Below are 19,288 nucleotides of genomic sequence, written 5' to 3'. Positions count from 1 at the left end.
GAAGTCTTTAGCTACACCACCGTATACTTTTGCAAGTACGTTAGTGATTGCTGCTGTTAGAGTTGTTTTACCGTGGTCAACGTGGCCGATTGTACCAACGTTTACGTGCGGTTTTACGCGTTCAAACTTTTCTTTTGCCATGACGGAACCTATCAGTTTTGTGTATCTAGATTACATATGAAAATAATCCACCGAGGGTAGATTAATTTAATTTTTTCAAATTTCAAATAGTTTTTTCTGACAGATAAAGGAAGAAATTAAGATGAGTTCTCGATACTGGTGCTGATAGGCAGATTTGAACTGCCGACCTCACCCTTACCAAGGGTGCGCTCTACCAACTGAGCTATATCAGCAACACCAGAAGTCTGGAGCGGGCAGCGGGAATCGAACCCGCATCATCAGCTTGGAAGGCTGAGGTAATAGCCATTATACGATGCCCGCATAGGAACCTGTTCTTAAACTACCTCTAACCGTCAAGAATAAAGTGGTGGAGGGAGCTGGATTCGAACCAGCGAAGGCTGAGCCGTCAGATTTACAGTCTGATCCCTTTGGCCGCTCGGGAACCCCTCCACGAAAATTCTTTACTAAGTCACTTCCGGTAAAAGGAAAGTGGTGCCGACTATCCGAGTTGAACGGATGACCTACTGATTACAAGTCAGTTGCTCTACCAACTGAGCTAAGTCGGCACTGCTTTAGTACGGGGCGAGATTCTAAGGTAAGGTTTATTGTGATGCAACCATAAAATTAAAAAAAATGTGAATTTATGTGTTAAACGCTCACTATTCAGGCAAAAACCCGTATTTTTACTGCTTTATAGCTAATTCACGCCAATAATTCAGTCCTTTAAACACGAGCAAGCTGTCAAACTTTGCATCTATATATGTATCTGCTAACAATTTGCCATAACCACCAGCAAATAATAACTGACAACCCTGCTGGTTAAGATGTTGTTTTGCTTGCTCGATTGCACCAAGAGTAGCAACCATAGCGCCATTTTTTAGGCCATTTGGCGTATTACGCCCTAGCTCAGTCGTAAATGGGGTTTGCTCATCATCAAACACGCGCTGCGTATTTTGGGTAAGTGATGAGGTCATTAAATCAAGGCCAGGTAAGATCCAGCCACCTAGATGCGCGCCTTCTTTATTAAGCACATCAATTGTCGTTGCTGTACCTGCATCGATAATAATGCAGTTTTGCTCGGGATATTCTACATACGCAGCGATCACCGCGAGCCAGCGATCAATTCCTAGGTTTTGAAACTGCTGATAGGCACAGGTTAACGTAGCGAGTTTTGCTGTGACCTCTGCTTCAAAGTAAGGAACAGCATGTTGCTGCGCCTGTGCTAATAACGGTTTAAGTAGCGCTGTGCTACCTACGCAGGCATAGACCAGCTCTGTTATTTGTGACCAAGGTAAATTGCTGAGTTCACAGCTTTGGTAATCCTTGCCATCAAACAAAACGGCTTTAATTGCGGTATTGCCAACATCCACTAATAGTTTCATAGCTCAGCCTTACGTAATGAAATTTCACCACCATAATAACTTTTCACTTCGCCGTCTTGGCGAATACGCACGCCACCTTGGTTATCAATTCCTTCGCAAATACCACGCCAGCTACGATGCCCCGTGTTTAGCTCAACACACTCACCAGCAAATGCATTTAATTGATTCCACTGTAGATACATATCGTTTAAACCTGATTGCTGATACTGAGCTAAACGTTTTTCTAAATAAAAGCATAAATAGGCCACCAGCTTGTTTTTATCTAACCCCTGCACATGCTGACTTAAGTCAGTCCATGCTTGATCTATGTGTTGGCTAACACTTTCTGGCATATGTAAATTGATACCTATACCTATTACAAGCTGACAAGGACCTTGTGGTTGGCCGTCAAGTTCAACTAATACGCCCGCTAATTTTTCACGGTTTAAGTAGATATCATTTGGCCACTTAAGCTCTACATCTAATTGATATAAGGCTTTAAGCGTATCGTAAACAGCAAGCCCAACAGCAATAGATACCCCCATAGCAGCTTGCAAACCATCATCCAAACGCCAAAAGTAACTAAAGTATAAGTTTGCGCCAAATGGAGATTGCCAAACGCGCCCACGGCGCCCTCTTCCCGCTTGCTGCATTTCTGCAACTAATACGCTTCCAGATGGCAGAGATACTTCTGTTTGCAAACGGCGCATTAACTCACTGTTGGTTGAATCAATAATAGGCTGCACTTCAACATTAGCGGTGCTGCCACCTAACTCATTATAATGCAGACCGATCTTTTCTTTGTTCAGTAAGCCTGCACTATTATTTAGGCAATACCCTTTACCCGTAACCTTAAATATATCGAGCCCCATCTCCTGCAAAGAGTGAATATGTTTACCCACTGCTGCACGGCTAATACCGAGCTGCTCGCCCAATTGCTGACCAGAAATAAAACCACCGGTATTTAGAGCTTGTAAAATAGCGAGCTTATTTCCATCTGGCGCTTTCATGATGAAGCTCCCAATTCAATGTGGCATTCATGTTCAGCATTGATCAGGCGTACTTCGTGCTGTAAAGCAATCTGATATTTATGCCAAACCTGTTGTTGTACATGCTTTACCATGGCAATTAAGTCATTACCTGTACTATTACCGTGGTTTACTAGCACTAAAGCTTGCTGCTGATGCACTTCAATACCGGCGATCTTAAAGCCTTTTAACCCAGCTTGCTCAATCAACCACCCCGCGGCAACTTTATGATGCTCAGCATCCACAAAGTAATGAGGTAGCTCTGGGTAGCTTTTTAAAAGTAACGCAAGTTGCTCATTACTGATCACTGGGTTTTTGAAAAAACTGCCTGCATTTGCAAGTTCACTGGGGTTTGGTAGTTTGCTGTTTCTTGTTGTGATGATTTGCTCAAATACCTGCTGTGGAGAGGGTTCTGAAAGCTCTTGCAATGGTCCATAACTAAGCACTGGCTGCCATTTCTTAGGTAACAGCAGCCCTACTTGGGTGATCACTGCTTTATATTTCAGTGAATGCTTGAAGATAGAGTCACGATAGCCAAATTGGCATTCGCCTTTAGTTAAGCGCTTTATGGTTTTGGTGGCAATATCAAAGTAGTCGACATAACTCACAAACTTTTCAAGCTCTACACCGTAAGCACCTATATTTTGCACTGGTGCAGCACCAACAGTCCCAGGTATTAAAGCAAGGTTTTCAAGCCCAGGCATGTCATTAGCAATAGTCATAGCAACTAATTGGTGCCAGTTTTCTCCGGCTGCAATGTGCAATAAAAAGCTATCGCTTTGCTGCTCTATATCTATGCCCTTCGTATTCATGTGGATCACAGAACCTTGGTAGTCAGATAAAAACACCGTATTACTGCCTTCACCTAAAATACAAAATGGCCCAGAAAAGTCTGTGCTTAAAAGCTGATTCACTTCATCAATTTGATAAAAATGCTGACATTGGCTTGGCAAAGAGAAGGTATGAAAAGATTGCAGGGACTGAGCCACAAAACGCCTCAAAGGTTACCGGTAACTAATCGCATTAGTGTAACCTATCGTCGCAAAATACGCATTAGATTGTAAAAATCACTCAACCCACTGCACTAATCATGTTATAAAACGGGCTCTTTTTCATTTCCGTTCCAGGGTTATTATGAAGTTTAAACCATTACTTTTAAGTCTTGCTATGGCCGGTGCTTGCTCTCAAGCAACTGCAGATGCAATCAGCCAGCACACTTACGCAAACTTAGATGACGTAACAACCACTCACCTACTACTAGATTTAGATGTTGATTTTGATGACAAACAACTAGAAGGTTTTGTTGAGCACACGCTAGATTGGCATAATGCAACAAGCAAAACACTGGTACTTGATACACGCGATTTAGATATCGACAAAGTAATGTATCAAGATCAAAATGGCAGCTGGCACAAAGCTGACTTCACCCTTGCTGCACGTGATGACGTGAAGGGCTCAAAATTAACAATTAAATTTAAAAGCCAAGCGGTTAAAGCACGTATTTACTACAACAGCCGCCCAGAAGCTTCAGGTTTACAGTGGTTAACGCCAGAGCAAACAGCCAGTAAATCACACCCATTTATGTACAGCCAATCACAAGCAATTCATGCTCGTAGTTGGATCCCAGTACAAGATACGCCAGCAATGCGCGTAACCTACTCGGCACGTATTCACACTCCTAAAGACATTCGTGCGGTAATGAGTGCTGATAACAAAGATGCACTTTATAAGGACGGCGATTATCTCTTTAATATGCCACAACCAATTTCGCCATACTTAATCGCAATTGGTGCTGGTAATTTAGAATTTAAAGCTATGTCTAAGCAAACGGGTATCTTTGCTGAGCCAACAATTTTAGATGCATCAGTTGCTGAGTTTAACGACACGCAAGCGATGATCGATAAAACTAACGCGATGTACGGCGAATACGCATGGGGTCGTTATGACTTATTAATGCTACCGCCAAGCTTCCCATTTGGTGGCATGGAAAACCCACGTTTATCATTCATCACACCAACGGTTGTTGCTGGCGATAAAAGCTTAGTAAACCTAATTGCTCACGAGCTTGCTCACTCTTGGTCTGGTAACTTAGTGACTAATGCGACTTGGGAAGATTTATGGCTAAATGAAGGTTTCACGTCTTACGTTGAAAACCGCATTATGGAAGAAGTGTTTGGTCGTGACCGTGCAGTTATGGAACAAGCGCTTGATGCAGCCGGCTTACGTGCATTACTTAAAACTCTACCAGCACCAGATACGCGTCTTAACTTAAAACTTAATGGCCGCGATCCTGATGATGCATTTAGCTCAGTGCCTTACACTAAAGGTCAGCTTTTCTTAATCTATCTAGAAAACAAATTTGGCCGTGATAAGTTTGACCCATTCGTAAAGGGTTACTTTGACCAATTTGCGTTTAAGTCTCTTACAACAGCGCAATTTGTTACTTACTTAAAAGCTAACTTGATCGACAAATACCCAGGCGTTGTGAGCATGGATAAAGTTAATGAGTGGATCTTTGAGCCTGGTTTACCAAGCGATGCTCCTAACCCAACGTCTGATGCCTTCGATAAAGTTGATGCTGTAACCAAAACATGGTTAAACGGTGAGATCAGTGCAGCCCAGTTACCAACAGCGGATTGGTCAGTTCACGAGTGGCTACACTTTTTGAATAACCTACCTCGCGATTTAAGCATCGAAAAAATGACTGAACTTGATAATCAATTCAACCTAACACAGTCAACTAATGCAGAGCGTGCTTTCGCATGGTTTATGATAGCGGTAGGTAATGGTTATCAACCAATTTACCCAGCGCTTGATGAACACCTATCAGGCATCGGTCGTCGTAAATTAATTGTGCCACTCTATAAAGCACTTATTAAAAACGGTAAAAAAGACTGGGCGCATGATGTGTACTTAAAAGCACGTCCGGGTTACCACCCACTTGCACAAGGTACTGTTGACGACTTATTTGCAAAGTAAGTCATCAAACACAAAAAAGGCGCTGCAATCAGCGCCTTTTTTAATTATTTTATTAGTTACTTACTTTTTGTAAGAACGCACGGCGCTCTTCAGGGCTTGCTTGTTGCCACCAAAACTCAAGCATCGCAGCCGCACTTGGCGTATTTTTCAAACCCGCTTGTCCGCCGGGTACTTTTGCAGGCAATGTGACAGGGATTGCAGTCGCAGGCTTGTTGCTTGTACTTGTAGCAGCAACTGAGGCACTGGCTACAGCTTGCACAGGCGCGCTAGCTGCACGATAGCTCACTATCGATAGCGGCACAGCTAGTTCACTGCCTTTGGCTTTTAAGCTCACTTGCGGTGATTCAGCAAACACTTCTGCCGCAACAGCATTACTGGCACGATTAAACACTAGGTCATAGTCTTTGCCACTCTCTACCGTAAGCTCAACCCAAAATGGCTCTGACTCAACAACTTGATGGTCATCATAACCTTGCTCGTAAAGATCGGTATATTTCATCTTCACTTGGTAAGTACCAGGGGCAAGCTCAACATCGTCAACACGACTGAAAAACGACTGTTCAATTAGGCGCTCTCCAACTTGTAAGGGTACAAACTCTTCGGGAAAGTGAATAGTCTCAGCTACACTGCTGAAACTATTAAATAGCATTAACGCACTACTCAGTAATACTAACTTACGCATGTTCACTCCTTGGTTGTTCAACTTGCGGCAGTTTCAGTTTGACACTGCAAATAAAGTTTGTCATTAGTGGGCGGTCATTTAACCACATTTATAAGAGAGCTAAGTATGAGCCAAGAGACTATTTTTACAAAGATTATTAACCGAGAGATCCCAGCTGATATTGTTTATGAGGACGATCTATCTTTAGCTTTTAAAGATATTAACCCGCAAGCCCCTTTTCATGTGCTGATCATCCCAAAAACGCCAATAGCGACGATTAATGATGTTACGGAAGAAAACGCCGCTTTAGTCGGTCACTTATATGTAGTTGCTGCAAAACTCGCTAAACAATTTGGCTTTAGTGAAGACGGATTTCGCGTCGTAATGAACTGTAATGACCACGGCGGACAAACTGTGTACCATATACACCTACACATGTTAGCAGGTAAAGAAATGGGCTGGCCTCCATATCAGGACAAGAAAAAAACAGCAATCTAATACTTTAACATGTAAACAAATGTAAAAAGTAGCACAAACATATTATTTTTGGCTATAATAAATATATATCAGTTAGTTAACATATTGCGATTAGTTAACTAACTGTAATTTTTGACACAAAACAGACACAAACTGTACTTTTCCTGCACAACTCTCAGAAATTTCTAATACGAAAGGGGTGGATTGCGTGATAGGATTTAACTGTCAACTTTATTCAAGAGTGTATATATATGAGTAGTTCAGCCTTTTTATTATTAGATCCAGAGCCAATTAACACTATTGGCATTAACGTATTAGAGCCATTGTTAAAAACACAAGGACTAGCAGTGACATCTGGTACTGATATCTCTGAAGTACCAGAAGGAACACGCTTGTTATTTATTGAAACGTCAAGCACAGATCCGTGGGGCAAGTTAAAAGAGCAGCTAGTTAATTTACGATTAAAATGCGATATCGTGCTGTTTAACCTAGATGAAAACCCTGAACTTGCAAACCGTGCTCTATTAAGTGGTATTCGTGGTGTGTTTTACACAACAGATAATGCTGATGTGTTAATGAAAGGCATTCGTTTATTACTTGAAGATCAACTATGGTATCGCCGCGACATCATGTGTAATGCACTAAATCGTATGTTGCAGTTCAATAAAGACGCACTCCACAAATTGACAGATGGTGACATCGAACCGGTTAAACTTACTAAACGTGAAAAAGCAATTATCTCACTAATGAGTAAAGGTTCGAAAAATAAAGAAATTGCTGAAGACTTAAGCATCAGCCCACATACAGTTAAAACTCACTTATATAGTGCATTTAGAAAAACTAAATGTCGTAACCGTATCGAGCTATTGTCTTGGGCACAGCAGAATATTCCAGACGAAATTCGCTAAACTAAACATCCTACAAGTTAAAACAGACGCAGCCGCGTCTGTTTTTGTTTCTGGTTGCTAAACACTGTAATTGACTTTATGCTCAAACTGATTGCAAAACACCGGAAATACAATGCTCGACTCAGCCACTTTATATTACGCCAGTGCTGCCATGATGGCAGTGATGACTCTTCTTAATTACCTTACATGGCGAACCAATAATAATACTCCGGGCACCTTACTCTATATTTTCTACCCTCTAGTGATGTTTGCATCGGTAATGAGTTTTGCATTGCATGGTCATATCAATAATATTGCCAGTGTTGCTATCGCAAACACCCTACTCTTTAGTGCTTCCATTATTCATGTACTTGCGATTTGCCAATTTTTAAATGCCAAATGCGTTGGCTTTAAAACCTTTGTTGCGATAACGGTGGCGCTCGCGATTACCATGATTTACCTTGCCACTGATAGCGCAGAGTTACGTAGTCGGATTTTGGTTTCTGATCTTCAGCATATAGTTGAAGCCTTGTTTTTACTGGCATTATTTATTCGAAATGGCCGTAAAAGTTACCCTAATGGCAGTATTGTCTACATTTTAATTCTCAGCATTATTCTGGCTATATTTACAGGCCGAACCTTAATGATGGGAGATGTCACAACAGCAAGCTTATTGTCAGCGGATTGGTTTAGTATCACTTTATTTATTAATGGTGTTATTGCGCCGATGTTTTATGCAACTGGTATGGCATTATTATGTAATGAACGCCGCGAACAAAACCTCAATCAGTTAGCTGAAAAAGCTCATAAAGACTTAGAAATTCGTGGTTTATTCCTATCAACTATCAGCCATGAAATACGTACGCCGTTAAATGGCATTTTGGGTAGTGCACAGCTAATCATGAACCAGTCGAGTGACCCACGTGACAAACCTTATTGCGAAGCAATAATTAACTCAGCTGAGTCGCTAAACTTACTGGTCGATAAAGTACTCGATTACGCCAGCCTTGATCAGCGTGATGAAGCGCTCTACGAAGAAGACGTCGAGTTTAAAACCTGGCTCAATAACCTGTGCCTTTTACTCAGCCCTTTAGCAGAGCAAAAACATTTAAAGTTTGAACTTATATACAACTTGCCCGATCAAGCATGTTATTACTGCGACCAACAAAAACTCAGACAAGTTATTATTAACTTAGTAGGTAATGCGATTAAATTTACCGACCAAGGTGCAGTAAAAATCCAAGTAAAACTGCTCAATGAAGGGCAATTAGATCACCTTGTTCGCATTAGTGTTATTGACTCAGGCCCTGGTATTGAAGATGAAGAAATTGCATACCTAACAGAACCTTATGTTCAAAGCAGCGCAGGTAAAGAAAAAGGAGGTACAGGCCTTGGCTTAGCAATCACCAGCCGCTTATTGGAAAAGCTAGGCAGCAAGCTCAATATCGAGAGTGAACTTAATAAAGGTAGTACTTTCAGCTTTGATATTCCGCTTGCCATTGGTGAGCTTAGTCTTGTTGAGCAGCGTCACCAATCAAAAGATTATGTTACTGGTCTAGACGTGTTATTAGTTGAAGACCTCGACTTAAACCAAAAAATTGCCATTGAATTTATGGCCGATGACGAGCACAAGATTAAGCTTGCAAAAGATGGTACTAGTGCCATTGAACTAATGCAAAAACATCACTTTGATGTGGTATTACTCGATATGAATTTGCCTGATTTAACAGGCCAAGAAGTGCTGAAAAAGCTAAAAAATATCGACCATTTAAACCAGCGAACCCCGGTGTTAGCGTTCACCGCGAGCCTTAGCCCTGATGAAATAAAAGAATACTTAGCACTTGGCATCAAAGACATTGTTGGCAAACCAATTAAGCAACAAAAACTACGCCAAGCACTTAGTGATTCACAAAGTAATCAAGCAGCAAGCATTGCTGTTGAGCTGCGCGATACACTCTATGATGAAACAGCCGCAGCGACTCTTGTCAGCTCATTCAGTGAAGATGAAGTGTCATCGATTTACAACGAGTTTGTATTGTCAGCCAGAAACAAACTGATCCGCTGCCAACAGCTCGTCGAGGACGATAAAGAGCAGTGCATCAAGCTACTGCACCGCCAAGCCAGCACGGCTTTACAACTAGGCTTTAACCGCTATGGTTTAGAGCTTAAGAAAATCGAGCGTAAACTGCTCGACAACAAGCCTTTAAAGGAATCACTAACCGACGCATTAGTCCTATGGCAAGAAAGCCTACAAGCCTACTTAAAGCATGTTAGAAGTGAGTTAGCATAGGAGCTCCTAGCTCCTAGCGAGACTAATCCCTAATTATCCTCAAGCAAGCGACATTTGTCATATGCGTAGAAATTCCCCTCTCTCGCATGTCTGAAAGCTCCGAACTCCCCTAATAAACTTGATCCAAATCAACTATTAAATCGCCTTATTTAGCATCAGGAAAATAGCTTGATCTGGATCATATCAGCCGCCCTCAAGCCAGCCTATGATTAACTCATAGACATTAGGAGGCACAACCATGAACGTATTCTTCAGAGATTTTTTTAGCGACCCAGTTTTATTTATGTCATTCGGCATTTTGGCAGTTGTTATCGTTTTATGCCTTTTCTATGTTGGTTTCTTTATTAAGAAAATACACGACGCAGAAGTTCCTAAGTAAGAATTAAGCACGACGCACAAAGCCCCTATCCAATTTATTGTTTAGGGGCTTTTTATTTGCAGCTAGCTAAAATCTTGTAGCGGTTCTCAAAAAGCAAAAACTTGCTACAATAGGCGCTTATTTTGTTTCGAAAGTGTCAGCTATGTTACCTGAGTTTAAGCCTGCGTGGTGGATGCGCAATCGCCATTTACAAACCATAATGCCGCGCTTTTTTCGCCCTTTTCATAATACCCGTTACGACTTATCGACAATCGATACTCCAGATGGCGACTTTTTAGAACTAGCTTGGGCAACACCTCATAACGAGCAAGCACCCCTCGCTATTGTATTGCACGGTTTAGAAGGCAACATAAATAGCTTTTATGCTAAAGGCATGATGAAAAAACTTAAACAACAAGGCTTTGCTGTTGTATTGATGCATTTTCGAAACTGCTCGCGCGAAGTTAACCGTTTAGCACGTGCTTATCACAGCGGTGAAACAGAAGACCTGCGCTTTTTCATCAACCACCTGAAGAGCAAGTTTCCAAAACGCCCGTTATTTGCCGTGGGCTTTTCGTTAGGTGGTAATGTACTGGCAAAGTATTTAGGTGAGCAAGGTACTAAATCAAACTTAACTGGCGCAGCCGTTGTGTCTGCACCGTTTGATTTATCTTCATCTTGCGAAGTTATTCGTAAAAGCTTAGGTAAGATTTATCAAAAGTATTTGCTCGACCGTATGAAAAAGTCGATGCAAAGAAAGCTACCACAAATCGAACAGCAAATTAGCCTAACGCCAGAAAAGCTCATGGCGATTGATGACTTATGGCAATTCGATAATATGCTCACGGCACCATTGCATGGCTTTGCCGGTGCTGAAGATTACTATCAGCAAGCGAGTGCAAAACCATTTTTAAAAAGCATTGCAACACCTACGCTGATTGTGCACGCCAAAGATGACCCGATGTTATCAATAAAAGCCGTGCCAGATAGCTTAGATGTGAGTGAACATGTTACGCTGCGCATCTCAGAACAAGGGGGCCATGTCGGATTTATTAGCGGTAAAAACCCTTTTAAGCCCGAATATTGGCTTGAACGAATTGTTCCTGAGTATTTTCAACAATTAGTTAAAAAAGAGCAGTTATGATCATTCCCCACGAACGCCTCGATAAAGAGACTCTGTATAATTTAATCGAAAGTTATGTTTTACGTGAAGGCACTGATTACGGCGAACAAGAATTTAGCATTGAAAGCAAAGTAGCGCAGGTTCATCAACAGCTTAAAAATGGTGAAGCCATGGTGTTTTTTTCTGAGTTACATGAGTCAGTTACGATTATATCTAAAGCTGAATTCATTGCTCTACAAGCTGACCCGGAGTACCAAGCGTCGTTTAACGACTAAACTTGTAAGTTACACTGTAACCCTTCACAATGGCTTTTTAACTTAAAGAGCCATTAAAAAATGAAAAAACTAAGCTCACTGGTTGCCGCAGTTTCTTTGGCCTTAATTGGTCAAGCAAATGCAGATCAGGTTACTGCATCAGATAAAGCCATTAAACTAGCAAAAGACACTATTTTAATCGATACCCATATCGATGTGCCTTACCGTATTCATAACAAGTGGGCTGACGTAACCAAAGCTACAAGCGACGGTGATTTTGATTATCCGCGTGCTGTGCAAGGTGGTTTGAACGCTCCTTTCATGTCAATTTACATTCCTGCAAACCTAGAATTTGAAGGCAAAGGTAAAAGCTATCAATTAGCAAATCAGCTAATCGACTCTATGGAAGCGATTGTGCAACGCGCACCAAGTAAATTCGCTATTGCAGACTCAACTGCCGATATTAAAGAGCAATTTAAACAAGGCAAAATGTCGATTGCTATGGGCATGGAAAACGGCTCACCTATCGAAGGCGACATTAAAAACCTTAAGCATTTTTATGAGCGTGGCGTACGTTACATCACGCTAGCTCACTCACAGAGCAACCACATTTCTGATTCATCTTATGACATCCGTCGTAAGTGGAAAGGCCTTAGCCCGTTCGGTAAAGAGCTAGTAAAAGAAATGAACAACATTGGTATGCTGGTTGACGTTTCGCATATTTCTGATGATGCGTTTTACCAAGTGATGGAAATTTCAAAGGTACCCGTGATTGCTTCACACTCATCACTGCGTAAATACACCCCTGGCTTTGAGCGTAATATGAATGACGACATGCTGTTAGCTCTTAAAAAGAATGGTGGTGTTATTCAAATTAACTTCGGTTCAAGCTTTGTTACTGCAAAAGCAGGCTCTTGGTACGATCAACTTAAATCAGCAAAGGCTGAAAAGAAAAAAGACGGTACTAAGCTAAGCAAAGATTTTGATGCTGCTTATCGCGCTAAAAACCCGTTTCCATTTGCAAGCTTAGAACAAGTACTTGATCACATTGACCATGTAGTTGAGCTAATTGGCATCGATTATGTGGGTATTGGCTCAGATTACGATGGTGTAGGCGACTCTCTACCTACTGGCTTAAAAGATGTATCTAGCTATCCTAACCTTGTGCAAGGTCTAATGGACCGTGGTTATAGTGATAAAGACATCAAAAAGATTTTAAGTGGCAATATGCTACGTGTATGGCAACAAGCTGAAGCATACGCAAAAGCCCATTAATCGATATAAACTCTATTTCAAAGCGCAGCTAACTAGCTGCGCTTTTTGTTTTTATCATTATAAGTAATTGATAATACAAATAGCTTGTTTTAATCTGCTGATATTACAAAGCAACTTGGATGATGTGATATGTCAACTTGGCAAGGGAATACTGCGCTGGCATTTGCAAGCATTGCACTTGGCTTATCAATTTATAGCTATACAAAAGTAAACTCGACTGACAAGCCTGTAGTTATTCAGCAAGCAAAACCTAACTTAAAAAAGTTAACCATTCCAGAGCAAGACAGAGAAAATCTAGTTGCCTTACATGGCTATATTTTAGATCTCGAAACACGCATTCACGAGCTTGAAAATCAAGCGCCAACAATTGATCCTGAGCGACTTGCCTCATTAGTTAAACAAGCAATGGAACAGCAAGAAAAAGAGCGACGAGTCGAAATCGAAAAAAGAAATCCGGCACTTGGCTGGCTAAGTAATTTACCTGATGACTACCGCGAACGCATCAAAGCAGACCCACAATATGCCGACAGCTCAATAAATGAAGCTCTTGCCACCTTACTCAATTTGAGTAAGTCCGAAAATGAGCGCTTAGCTGCCTACGGGCAACTAAAAATGACCCTAAGCATGCTCAGACGCGACTTGGACGACAACCAAGCAAATGCAGTAATCGATGCCATGATAAGCATTAGCGAATACACCAATGACCCTAAGATTCGTATCAGCACATTAGAGAATTTATCTCGCCAAAATAACGTATCGCCTAAGCTCGCTGAGCATTTTCAAAAGCTTTTACAATCTGACGATAATGATTATGTTCGCAATATTTCTGCCACAGCCCTCATCGGCCAATTTTTTCGTGCCACAAGAGACGGCAACAATAGTTATGCCAGTGATTTAGCAGAACGAATTACCACTCTTGAAAATAGCAGTAATGCAAAGGTTGCCGAAATAATGGCTGAAAACCTAAAAGGCCCTCGGTTAAGAGAAGAGCTAGATAAAGCGTTGGGGAAATGATTGAAGGTGCTAGGTGCTAGGTGCTAGGTGCTAGGTGCTAGGTGCTAGGTGCTAGGTGCTAGGTGCTAGGACAAACTAAATCCTGTTTACTCTCAAGCAACTATTAGTTTTTGTAAACCGAAAGAAAACAACCCGCTCAATCTACTTAAAACTTATAGCTTAAAGCTTAAAGCTTCCAACTGTTTTTAAAAACAAAAAGCCCCAGCAGATGCCGGGGCTTTTTAGTAAGGAAACTTAATTAAAAATTAAGCTTTCTTTGGACGCTCAACAACGTCTACTAAAGTCCAAGACTTAGTCTTAGAAATAGGAGCACACTCAGAAATAGTAACTACGTCACCAGTTTGAGCTGTGTTGTTTTCGTCATGTACGTGTAGTTTAGTCGTACGTTTGATGAATTTTCCATATACTGGATGCTTCACGTAACGTGCGATAGCAACAGTGAAAGATTTATCCATCTTGTCACTGATTACACGGCCTTGAAGAGTACGGATTTTATCGCTCATTATTGACCTGCCTTCTGGTTAATAACTGTTTTTACACGCGCGATATCGCGACGTACTGTTCTTAGCGTGTGTGTCTGAGCTAACTGACCAGTGCTTGCTTGCATGCGCAGGTTGAACTGCTCACGAAGAAGTCCTAGAAGTTCAGCATTTAGCTCTTCTACGCTTTTGTCTTTTAGTTCGCTAGCTTTCATTACATCACCGTCCGAGTTACGAAAGTTGTTGTGAATGGTAATTTACGCGCTGCAAGGTTAAATGCTTCACGAGCAAGCTCTTCAGAAACACCTTCCATTTCGTAAAGTACTTTACCAGGTTGAATTTCAGCAACCCAATATTCAACAGAACCTTTACCTTTACCCATACGAACTTCTAATGGTTTGTTCGTAATTGGCTTATCTGGGAATACACGAATCCAGATTTTACCTTGACGCTTTACGTGACGTGTCATAGCACGACGAGCTGCTTCGATTTGACGAGCAGTCATACGGCCACGGCCAGTAGCTTTCAAACCGAAAGTACCGAAGCTTACTTTGTTACCGTTTTGCGCTAAACCGCGGTTGCGGCCTTTGTGCATTTTACGGAATTTTGTACGTTTTGGCTGTAACATTACTCGCTACCTCTACTTAGCACTTTTTTTGGCTTTCTTTGGCGCGCGTTTAGCTGGCTTCTCTTGCTCTTGTACTAGTGGTAAACCACCAATAACTTCGCCTTTGAAGATCCAAACTTTAACACCAATGATACCATAAGTGGTTAAGGCTTCAGAAGTTGCGTAGTCGATATCAGCACGAAGAGTATGTAGAGGTACACGACCTTCACGATACCATTCTGAACGTGCGATCTCAGCACCGCCAAGACGACCGCTAACTTCAACTTTGATACCCTTTGCACCAATGCGCATTGCATTTTGTACCGAACGCTTCATAGCGCGACGGAACATAACACGACGCTCTAGCTGTGACGCAATACCGTCAGCTACTAGTTGTGCATCAAGTTCAGGCTTACGAACTTCAGCGATATTAATCTGAGCCGGAACACCTGCAATCTTAGTTACTGCTTGACGTAGTTTTTCAACGTCTTCGCCTTTTTTACCGATAACAACACCAGGACGAGCTGTGTGAATTGTTACACGGATAGATTTAGCTGGACGCTCGATAACGATTTTAGACACAGAAGCCGCTTTTAATTCCTTAGTAAGGAAAGTACGTACTTTGTGATCGCCAAAAAGCTGATCAGAGAAATCTTTTGAATTCGCGTACCAGGTAGAAACCCAAGGTTTAGAGATACCTAGGCGAATACCAGTAGGATGAACTTTTTGTCCCATTACTTATACTCCTAGCTATCTGAAACCACAACAGTGATGTGGCTTGTACGCTTAAGGATGCGGTCTGCGCGTCCTTTAGCACGTGGCATAATACGCTTCATTGTTGGACCATCGTCCACAAAGATCGTAGTTACACGAAGCTCATCAATGTCAGCACCTTCGTTATGCTCTGCGTTAGCAATAGCAGACTCAAGTACTTTTTTAACTAATACAGCCGCTTTTTTAGGGCTGTACGCCAGGATTTCTAGAGCGCGATCAACCGGAAGTCCGCGGATCTGATCTGCAACTAGACGTGCTTTTTGCGCCGAACCAGAGGCGAATTTATGTTTAGCTAATGCTTGCATTTATCATTCCCCTCTTAACGTTTCTTCGCTTTCTTATCCGCAGCGTGACCGCGGTAAGTACGAGTTGGTGCAAATTCACCTAGTTTGTGACCGATCATTTCGTCTGTGATGAACACAGGAACGTGCTGACGACCATTATGGACAGCGATGGTCAATCCGATCATGTTAGGTATGATCATTGAACGACGGCTCCAAGTTTTAATTGGCTTCTTGTCACCGCTTTCCAACGCTTTCTCTACCTTCTTCAGCAAGTGTAGGTCAATAAAAGGACCTTTCTTGAGAGAACGTGGCATGGCTATTCCTCAACTATTATTTAGTACGACGACGTACGATAAATTTATCTGTACGCTTGTTCTTACGTGTCTTAGCACCTTTAGTCGGCTTACCCCATGGAGACACAGGATGACGACCACCAGATGTACGACCTTCACCACCACCGTGCGGGTGATCTACCGGGTTCATGGCAACACCACGAACTGTCGGACGGATACCACGCCAGCGATTTGCACCAGCTTTACCTAGTGAACGAAGCATATGCTCAGCATTGCCTACTTCACCAAGTGTTGCGCGACAGTCAGCTGGAACTTTACGAACTTCGCCAGAACGAAGACGTAGAGTTACGTATTGACCTTCACGAGCAAGGATTTGAACGTATGCACCAGCAGAACGTGCGATTTGCGCGCCTTTACCTGGTTTTAATTCTACGTTGTGAACAGTCGAACCTACAGGCATGTTACGCATTGGTAACGTGTTACCAGCTTTGATTGGTGCATCAATACCAGATTGGATTGAATCACCAGCTTTTAAGCCTTTAGGTGCAATAATGTAACGACGCTCACCGTCTGCATATAATACAAGAGCGATGTTTGCGCTACGGTTTGGATCATACTCTAGACGCTCAACAACAGCTGGAATGCCATCTTTAGTGCGTTTAAAGTCGATTACACGGTAATGATGCTTATGACCACCACCGATGTGACGAACCGTGATACGACCTTTGTTATTACGACCACCAGACTTAGAGTTTTTCTCTAGTAGTGGTGCGTAAGGTTTACCCTTATGTAGATCTGGGTTAACCACTTTAACCAGGTGACGACGACCCGCAGAAGTTGGTTTACACTTTTGAAGTGCCATAATTCTAACTCCCCTTATTACTCGGCGCCGCCGACAAAGTCTAGCTCGCTACCTTCTTTAAGAGTAACGTAAGCTTTCTTCCAGTCTGAACGACGACCGAAACGCATGCCAGTACGTTTTGTTTTACCCTTAACGTTTAGTGTGCGAACACCAGTTACTTCTACTTCAAAAAGCTTTTCTGCTGCAGCTTTGATTTCAGCTTTAGTTGCATCAGAAGCTACTTTGAAAACAATCGTGTTGTTCTCTTCAGCAGCGATAGTGCTTTTCTCAGAGATGTGTGGAGCAAGGATCACTTTTAAAAGACGTTCTTCACGGATCATGCTAGCGCCTCCTCAAGTTGCTTAACAGCAGCAGCTGTAATAAGTACCTTATCGAAAGCGATTAGGCTTACAGGATCGATACCAGCTACATCACGCGTGTCAACCTTGTATAGGTTACGTGCCGATAAGAAAAGATTCTCATCTACTTCTTCAGTCACGATTAGAACATCTTTAAGCTCAAGTTCTTTAAGCTTAGCAACTAGTTCTTTAGTTTTTGGTGCTTCAAGACCAAACTGCTCAACAACGATTAAACGCTCTTGACGAACTAATTCAGATAAGATGCTTTTGATCGCACCGCGGTACATTTTACGGTTTACTTTTTGGCTGTGATCTTGTGGTTTAGCTGCGAAGCTAACGCCACCTGAACGCCAAATTGGGCTACGAATTGTACCAGCACGTGCACGGCCAGTACCTTTTTGAGACCATGGTTTTTTACCACCACCGCTTACTTCAGAACGTGTCTTCTGAGCACGAGTACCTTGACGAGCACCTGCTGCGTAAGCAACAACTACTTGGTGTACTAATGCTTCGTTAAACTCACGTCCAAAAGTAGCTTCAGAAACTTCAAGAGCGCCAGAAGCGTCTTTAATTGCTAATTCCATCACTAAATCTCCAGGACTTATGCTTTAACAGCTGGTTTAACGATAACGTCACCGCCGATAGCGCCAGGTACTGCACCTTTAACTAAAAGCAAGTTACGCTCAGCGTCAACGCGAACTAGTTCTAAGTTTTGAGTCGTTACACGCTCAGCACCCATGTGACCGGCCATTTTCTTACCTTTAAACACCTTACCAGGTGATTGGTTTTGACCGATTGAACCAGGAGCACGGTGAGATAGAGAGTTACCGTGAGTAGCGTCTTGCATGCTGAAGTTCCAGCGCTTAACACCACCTTGGAAACCTTTACCTTTAGAAGTACCGGTTACGTCAACTTTGTTGATTTCGTTGAATAATTCAACAGTAAGCTCAGCGCCTACTTCAAAATCGCCTTCACCACCATTTAGGCGGAATTCCCACAGACCGCGACCCGCTTCAACACCAGCTTTAGCGAAGTGACCCGCTGCTGCTTTGTTTACACGGCTTGCTTTTTTAGTGCCTGCGGTTACTTGAAGCGCGTTATAACCGTCAGTTGCTTCAGATTTGATCTGAGCAATGCGGTTAGGTGTCGCTTCGATAACTGTCACAGGGATAGATACACCATCTTCAGTGAAGATACGTGTCATACCCACTTTACGACCGACTAGACCTAATGCCATTTTCCTAAAACCTCTCTAATCTTCCGATTAACCCAGGCTGATTTGAACATCAACACCAGCAGCAAGATCTAAACGCATTAGAGCGTCAACAGTCTTGTCAGTTGGTTCTACGATGTCGATCAGACGTTTATGGGTGCGGATTTCGTACTGATCACGCGCGTCTTTGTTAACGTGCGGTGAAGTTAGTACAGTAAAACGTTCAAAGCGTGTAGGTAGTGGGATTGGACCACGTACTTGTGCGCCAGTGCGTTTCGCAGTTTCCACGATTTCCGCCGTTGATTGGTCAATCAAACGGTGGTCAAAAGCTTTTAGGCGAATACGAATGCGTTGATTTGACATTCTTAAACCTCAATATAAAGAGCATTTAAAAAGAGCATAAAAAAACGACCGAAACAATCTTAATAACTAAGATGTCGGCTGCTTTCTTATATCTACGATGAATTCCAAATCGGAATTCCTGTTTATTAGCTTGAAATCCAAGCTTAATCTTTCCTTCCAAGTTCCCGAGGGAATTTTGAAAGCCTGCGTATTATAGATAGATTGGTGATAAATGCAACAACTATTTTGAAAATCTCAAAGGTCTAAAT

General features: G+C 42.2%; 25 protein-coding genes and 4 tRNA genes. 9 read left to right on the top strand and 20 right to left on the bottom strand.

Going from position 1 to position 19,288, the window contains the following annotated elements:
* The 8 genes from WA256_RS18250 to murB form a co-directional block, all read right to left on the bottom strand.
* Nucleotides 1-141: GTP-binding protein (locus tag WA256_RS18250; RefSeq protein ID WP_244664431.1), on the bottom strand; the 141-nt coding region annotated here is incomplete at its 3' end.
* A gap of 136 nt (nt 142-277) precedes the next feature.
* Nucleotides 278-353: transfer RNA gene (locus WA256_RS18245), tRNA-Thr, on the bottom strand.
* A gap of 13 nt (nt 354-366) precedes the next feature.
* Nucleotides 367-441, bottom strand: a tRNA-Gly gene (locus tag WA256_RS18240).
* A gap of 44 nt (nt 442-485) precedes the next feature.
* Nucleotides 486-570, bottom strand: a tRNA-Tyr gene (locus WA256_RS18235).
* A 40-nt stretch (nt 571-610) separates the two neighbouring features.
* A tRNA-Thr gene (locus tag WA256_RS18230) sits at nt 611-686 on the bottom strand.
* Nucleotides 687-803: 117 nt separating this feature from the next.
* Complete coding sequence (locus tag WA256_RS18225; RefSeq protein WP_063529777.1) at nt 804-1,502, bottom strand: type III pantothenate kinase; 699 nt, start codon at nt 1,500-1,502, stop codon at nt 804-806.
* Nucleotides 1,499-2,491 carry a bifunctional biotin--[acetyl-CoA-carboxylase] ligase/biotin operon repressor BirA gene (birA, locus tag WA256_RS18220; RefSeq protein WP_251604453.1) on the bottom strand — a complete coding sequence of 331 codons (993 nt, stop codon included), beginning with the start codon at nt 2,489-2,491 and terminating at the stop codon, nt 1,499-1,501. Before birA ends, WA256_RS18225 begins: the two co-directional genes overlap by 4 nt.
* The gene (murB, locus tag WA256_RS18215) at nt 2,488-3,498 is read right to left on the bottom strand and encodes a UDP-N-acetylmuramate dehydrogenase (RefSeq protein ID WP_335992786.1); all 1,011 of its coding nucleotides are present in this window, start codon (nt 3,496-3,498) and stop codon (nt 2,488-2,490) included. Before murB ends, birA begins: the two co-directional genes overlap by 4 nt.
* 145 nt (nt 3,499-3,643) lie before the next feature.
* On the opposite strand from murB, the gene WA256_RS18210 reads away from it, so the two are divergent.
* A complete protein-coding gene (locus WA256_RS18210; protein ID WP_335992785.1) occupies nt 3,644-5,488 on the top strand; it encodes a M1 family metallopeptidase in 1,845 nt (614 codons plus the stop codon).
* A 52-nt stretch (nt 5,489-5,540) separates the two neighbouring features.
* Here the strand turns inward: WA256_RS18210 and WA256_RS18205 are convergent, their stop codons facing one another.
* Nucleotides 5,541-6,170, bottom strand: coding sequence for a DUF2057 domain-containing protein (locus tag WA256_RS18205; protein ID WP_335992784.1), 630 nt, complete (start codon nt 6,168-6,170; stop codon nt 5,541-5,543).
* A gap of 105 nt (nt 6,171-6,275) precedes the next feature.
* Between WA256_RS18205 and WA256_RS18200 the strand changes: the two genes are divergently transcribed.
* From WA256_RS18200 to WA256_RS18165, 8 genes are all read left to right on the top strand, one after another.
* Entirely contained in the window at nt 6,276-6,647 is a 372-nt protein-coding gene (locus WA256_RS18200) for a histidine triad nucleotide-binding protein (RefSeq protein WP_062564697.1), read from the top strand.
* Between the two features lie 230 nt (nt 6,648-6,877).
* A complete protein-coding gene (locus WA256_RS18195; RefSeq protein WP_054563917.1) occupies nt 6,878-7,534 on the top strand; it encodes a helix-turn-helix transcriptional regulator in 657 nt (218 codons plus the stop codon).
* Between the two features lie 112 nt (nt 7,535-7,646).
* On the top strand, nt 7,647-9,803 hold the full coding sequence (locus WA256_RS18190; RefSeq protein ID WP_058583721.1) for an ATP-binding protein: 2,157 nt from the start codon (nt 7,647-7,649) through the stop codon (nt 9,801-9,803).
* Between the two features lie 238 nt (nt 9,804-10,041).
* The gene (locus tag WA256_RS18185; RefSeq protein WP_119852677.1) at nt 10,042-10,182 is read left to right on the top strand and encodes a DUF3149 domain-containing protein; all 141 of its coding nucleotides are present in this window, start codon (nt 10,042-10,044) and stop codon (nt 10,180-10,182) included.
* Between the two features lie 142 nt (nt 10,183-10,324).
* Complete coding sequence (locus tag WA256_RS18180) at nt 10,325-11,305, top strand: hydrolase (RefSeq protein WP_054563919.1); 981 nt, start codon at nt 10,325-10,327, stop codon at nt 11,303-11,305.
* The gene (locus tag WA256_RS18175) at nt 11,302-11,559 is read left to right on the top strand and encodes a YheU family protein (protein ID WP_054554495.1); all 258 of its coding nucleotides are present in this window, start codon (nt 11,302-11,304) and stop codon (nt 11,557-11,559) included. Before WA256_RS18180 ends, WA256_RS18175 begins: the two co-directional genes overlap by 4 nt.
* A gap of 60 nt (nt 11,560-11,619) precedes the next feature.
* A complete protein-coding gene (locus WA256_RS18170) occupies nt 11,620-12,813 on the top strand; it encodes a dipeptidase (protein ID WP_054563921.1) in 1,194 nt (397 codons plus the stop codon).
* Between the two features lie 129 nt (nt 12,814-12,942).
* A complete protein-coding gene (locus WA256_RS18165; RefSeq protein ID WP_335992783.1) occupies nt 12,943-13,827 on the top strand; it encodes a hypothetical protein in 885 nt (294 codons plus the stop codon).
* Between the two features lie 245 nt (nt 13,828-14,072).
* Here WA256_RS18165 and rpsQ read toward each other — a convergent pair whose 3' ends face one another.
* The 11 genes from rpsQ to rpsJ are packed head-to-tail and all read right to left on the bottom strand — an operon-like array spanning nt 14,073 to nt 19,040.
* Nucleotides 14,073-14,330, bottom strand: a complete 258-nt coding sequence (gene rpsQ, locus WA256_RS18160; RefSeq protein ID WP_054552372.1) for a 30S ribosomal protein S17 — start codon at nt 14,328-14,330, stop codon at nt 14,073-14,075.
* Complete coding sequence (gene rpmC / locus WA256_RS18155) at nt 14,330-14,521, bottom strand: 50S ribosomal protein L29 (RefSeq protein ID WP_054552371.1); 192 nt, start codon at nt 14,519-14,521, stop codon at nt 14,330-14,332. Before rpmC ends, rpsQ begins: the two co-directional genes overlap by 1 nt.
* Nucleotides 14,521-14,934, bottom strand: coding sequence for a 50S ribosomal protein L16 (gene rplP / locus WA256_RS18150; RefSeq protein WP_036974208.1), 414 nt, complete (start codon nt 14,932-14,934; stop codon nt 14,521-14,523). Before rplP ends, rpmC begins: the two co-directional genes overlap by 1 nt.
* Before the next feature lie 12 nt (nt 14,935-14,946).
* Nucleotides 14,947-15,648 carry a 30S ribosomal protein S3 gene (gene rpsC, locus WA256_RS18145; RefSeq protein WP_054552370.1) on the bottom strand — a complete coding sequence of 234 codons (702 nt, stop codon included), beginning with the start codon at nt 15,646-15,648 and terminating at the stop codon, nt 14,947-14,949.
* A gap of 11 nt (nt 15,649-15,659) precedes the next feature.
* Nucleotides 15,660-15,992 (bottom strand): 50S ribosomal protein L22, encoded by a 333-nt coding sequence (gene rplV / locus WA256_RS18140; RefSeq protein WP_004588690.1) that lies wholly within the window; start codon nt 15,990-15,992, stop codon nt 15,660-15,662.
* A gap of 14 nt (nt 15,993-16,006) precedes the next feature.
* Complete coding sequence (gene rpsS / locus WA256_RS18135; RefSeq protein ID WP_010376377.1) at nt 16,007-16,285, bottom strand: 30S ribosomal protein S19; 279 nt, start codon at nt 16,283-16,285, stop codon at nt 16,007-16,009.
* A gap of 16 nt (nt 16,286-16,301) precedes the next feature.
* Nucleotides 16,302-17,126: a 50S ribosomal protein L2 gene (gene rplB / locus WA256_RS18130; RefSeq protein WP_054552369.1), complete on the bottom strand. Its 825-nt coding sequence runs from the start codon at nt 17,124-17,126 to the stop codon at nt 16,302-16,304.
* Nucleotides 17,127-17,143: 17 nt separating this feature from the next.
* Nucleotides 17,144-17,446 carry a 50S ribosomal protein L23 gene (gene rplW, locus WA256_RS18125; protein ID WP_054552368.1) on the bottom strand — a complete coding sequence of 101 codons (303 nt, stop codon included), beginning with the start codon at nt 17,444-17,446 and terminating at the stop codon, nt 17,144-17,146.
* Entirely contained in the window at nt 17,443-18,048 is a 606-nt protein-coding gene (gene rplD, locus WA256_RS18120; RefSeq protein ID WP_062568199.1) for a 50S ribosomal protein L4, read from the bottom strand. Before rplD ends, rplW begins: the two co-directional genes overlap by 4 nt.
* 17 nt (nt 18,049-18,065) lie before the next feature.
* The gene (rplC, locus tag WA256_RS18115; RefSeq protein WP_036974218.1) at nt 18,066-18,701 is read right to left on the bottom strand and encodes a 50S ribosomal protein L3; all 636 of its coding nucleotides are present in this window, start codon (nt 18,699-18,701) and stop codon (nt 18,066-18,068) included.
* Nucleotides 18,702-18,728: 27 nt separating this feature from the next.
* Nucleotides 18,729-19,040, bottom strand: a complete 312-nt coding sequence (gene rpsJ, locus WA256_RS18110; RefSeq protein WP_002957900.1) for a 30S ribosomal protein S10 — start codon at nt 19,038-19,040, stop codon at nt 18,729-18,731.
* Nucleotides 19,041-19,288: the final 248 nt, after the last annotated feature.

This window comes from Pseudoalteromonas sp. CH_XMU1449-3 (assembly GCF_037027245.1).
Classification (GTDB): Bacteria; Pseudomonadota; Gammaproteobacteria; order Enterobacterales; family Alteromonadaceae; genus Pseudoalteromonas; species Pseudoalteromonas shioyasakiensis.
The sequence above is the reverse complement of the archived record's forward strand: the minus strand, read 5'-3'. Positions and strand labels throughout refer to the sequence as shown.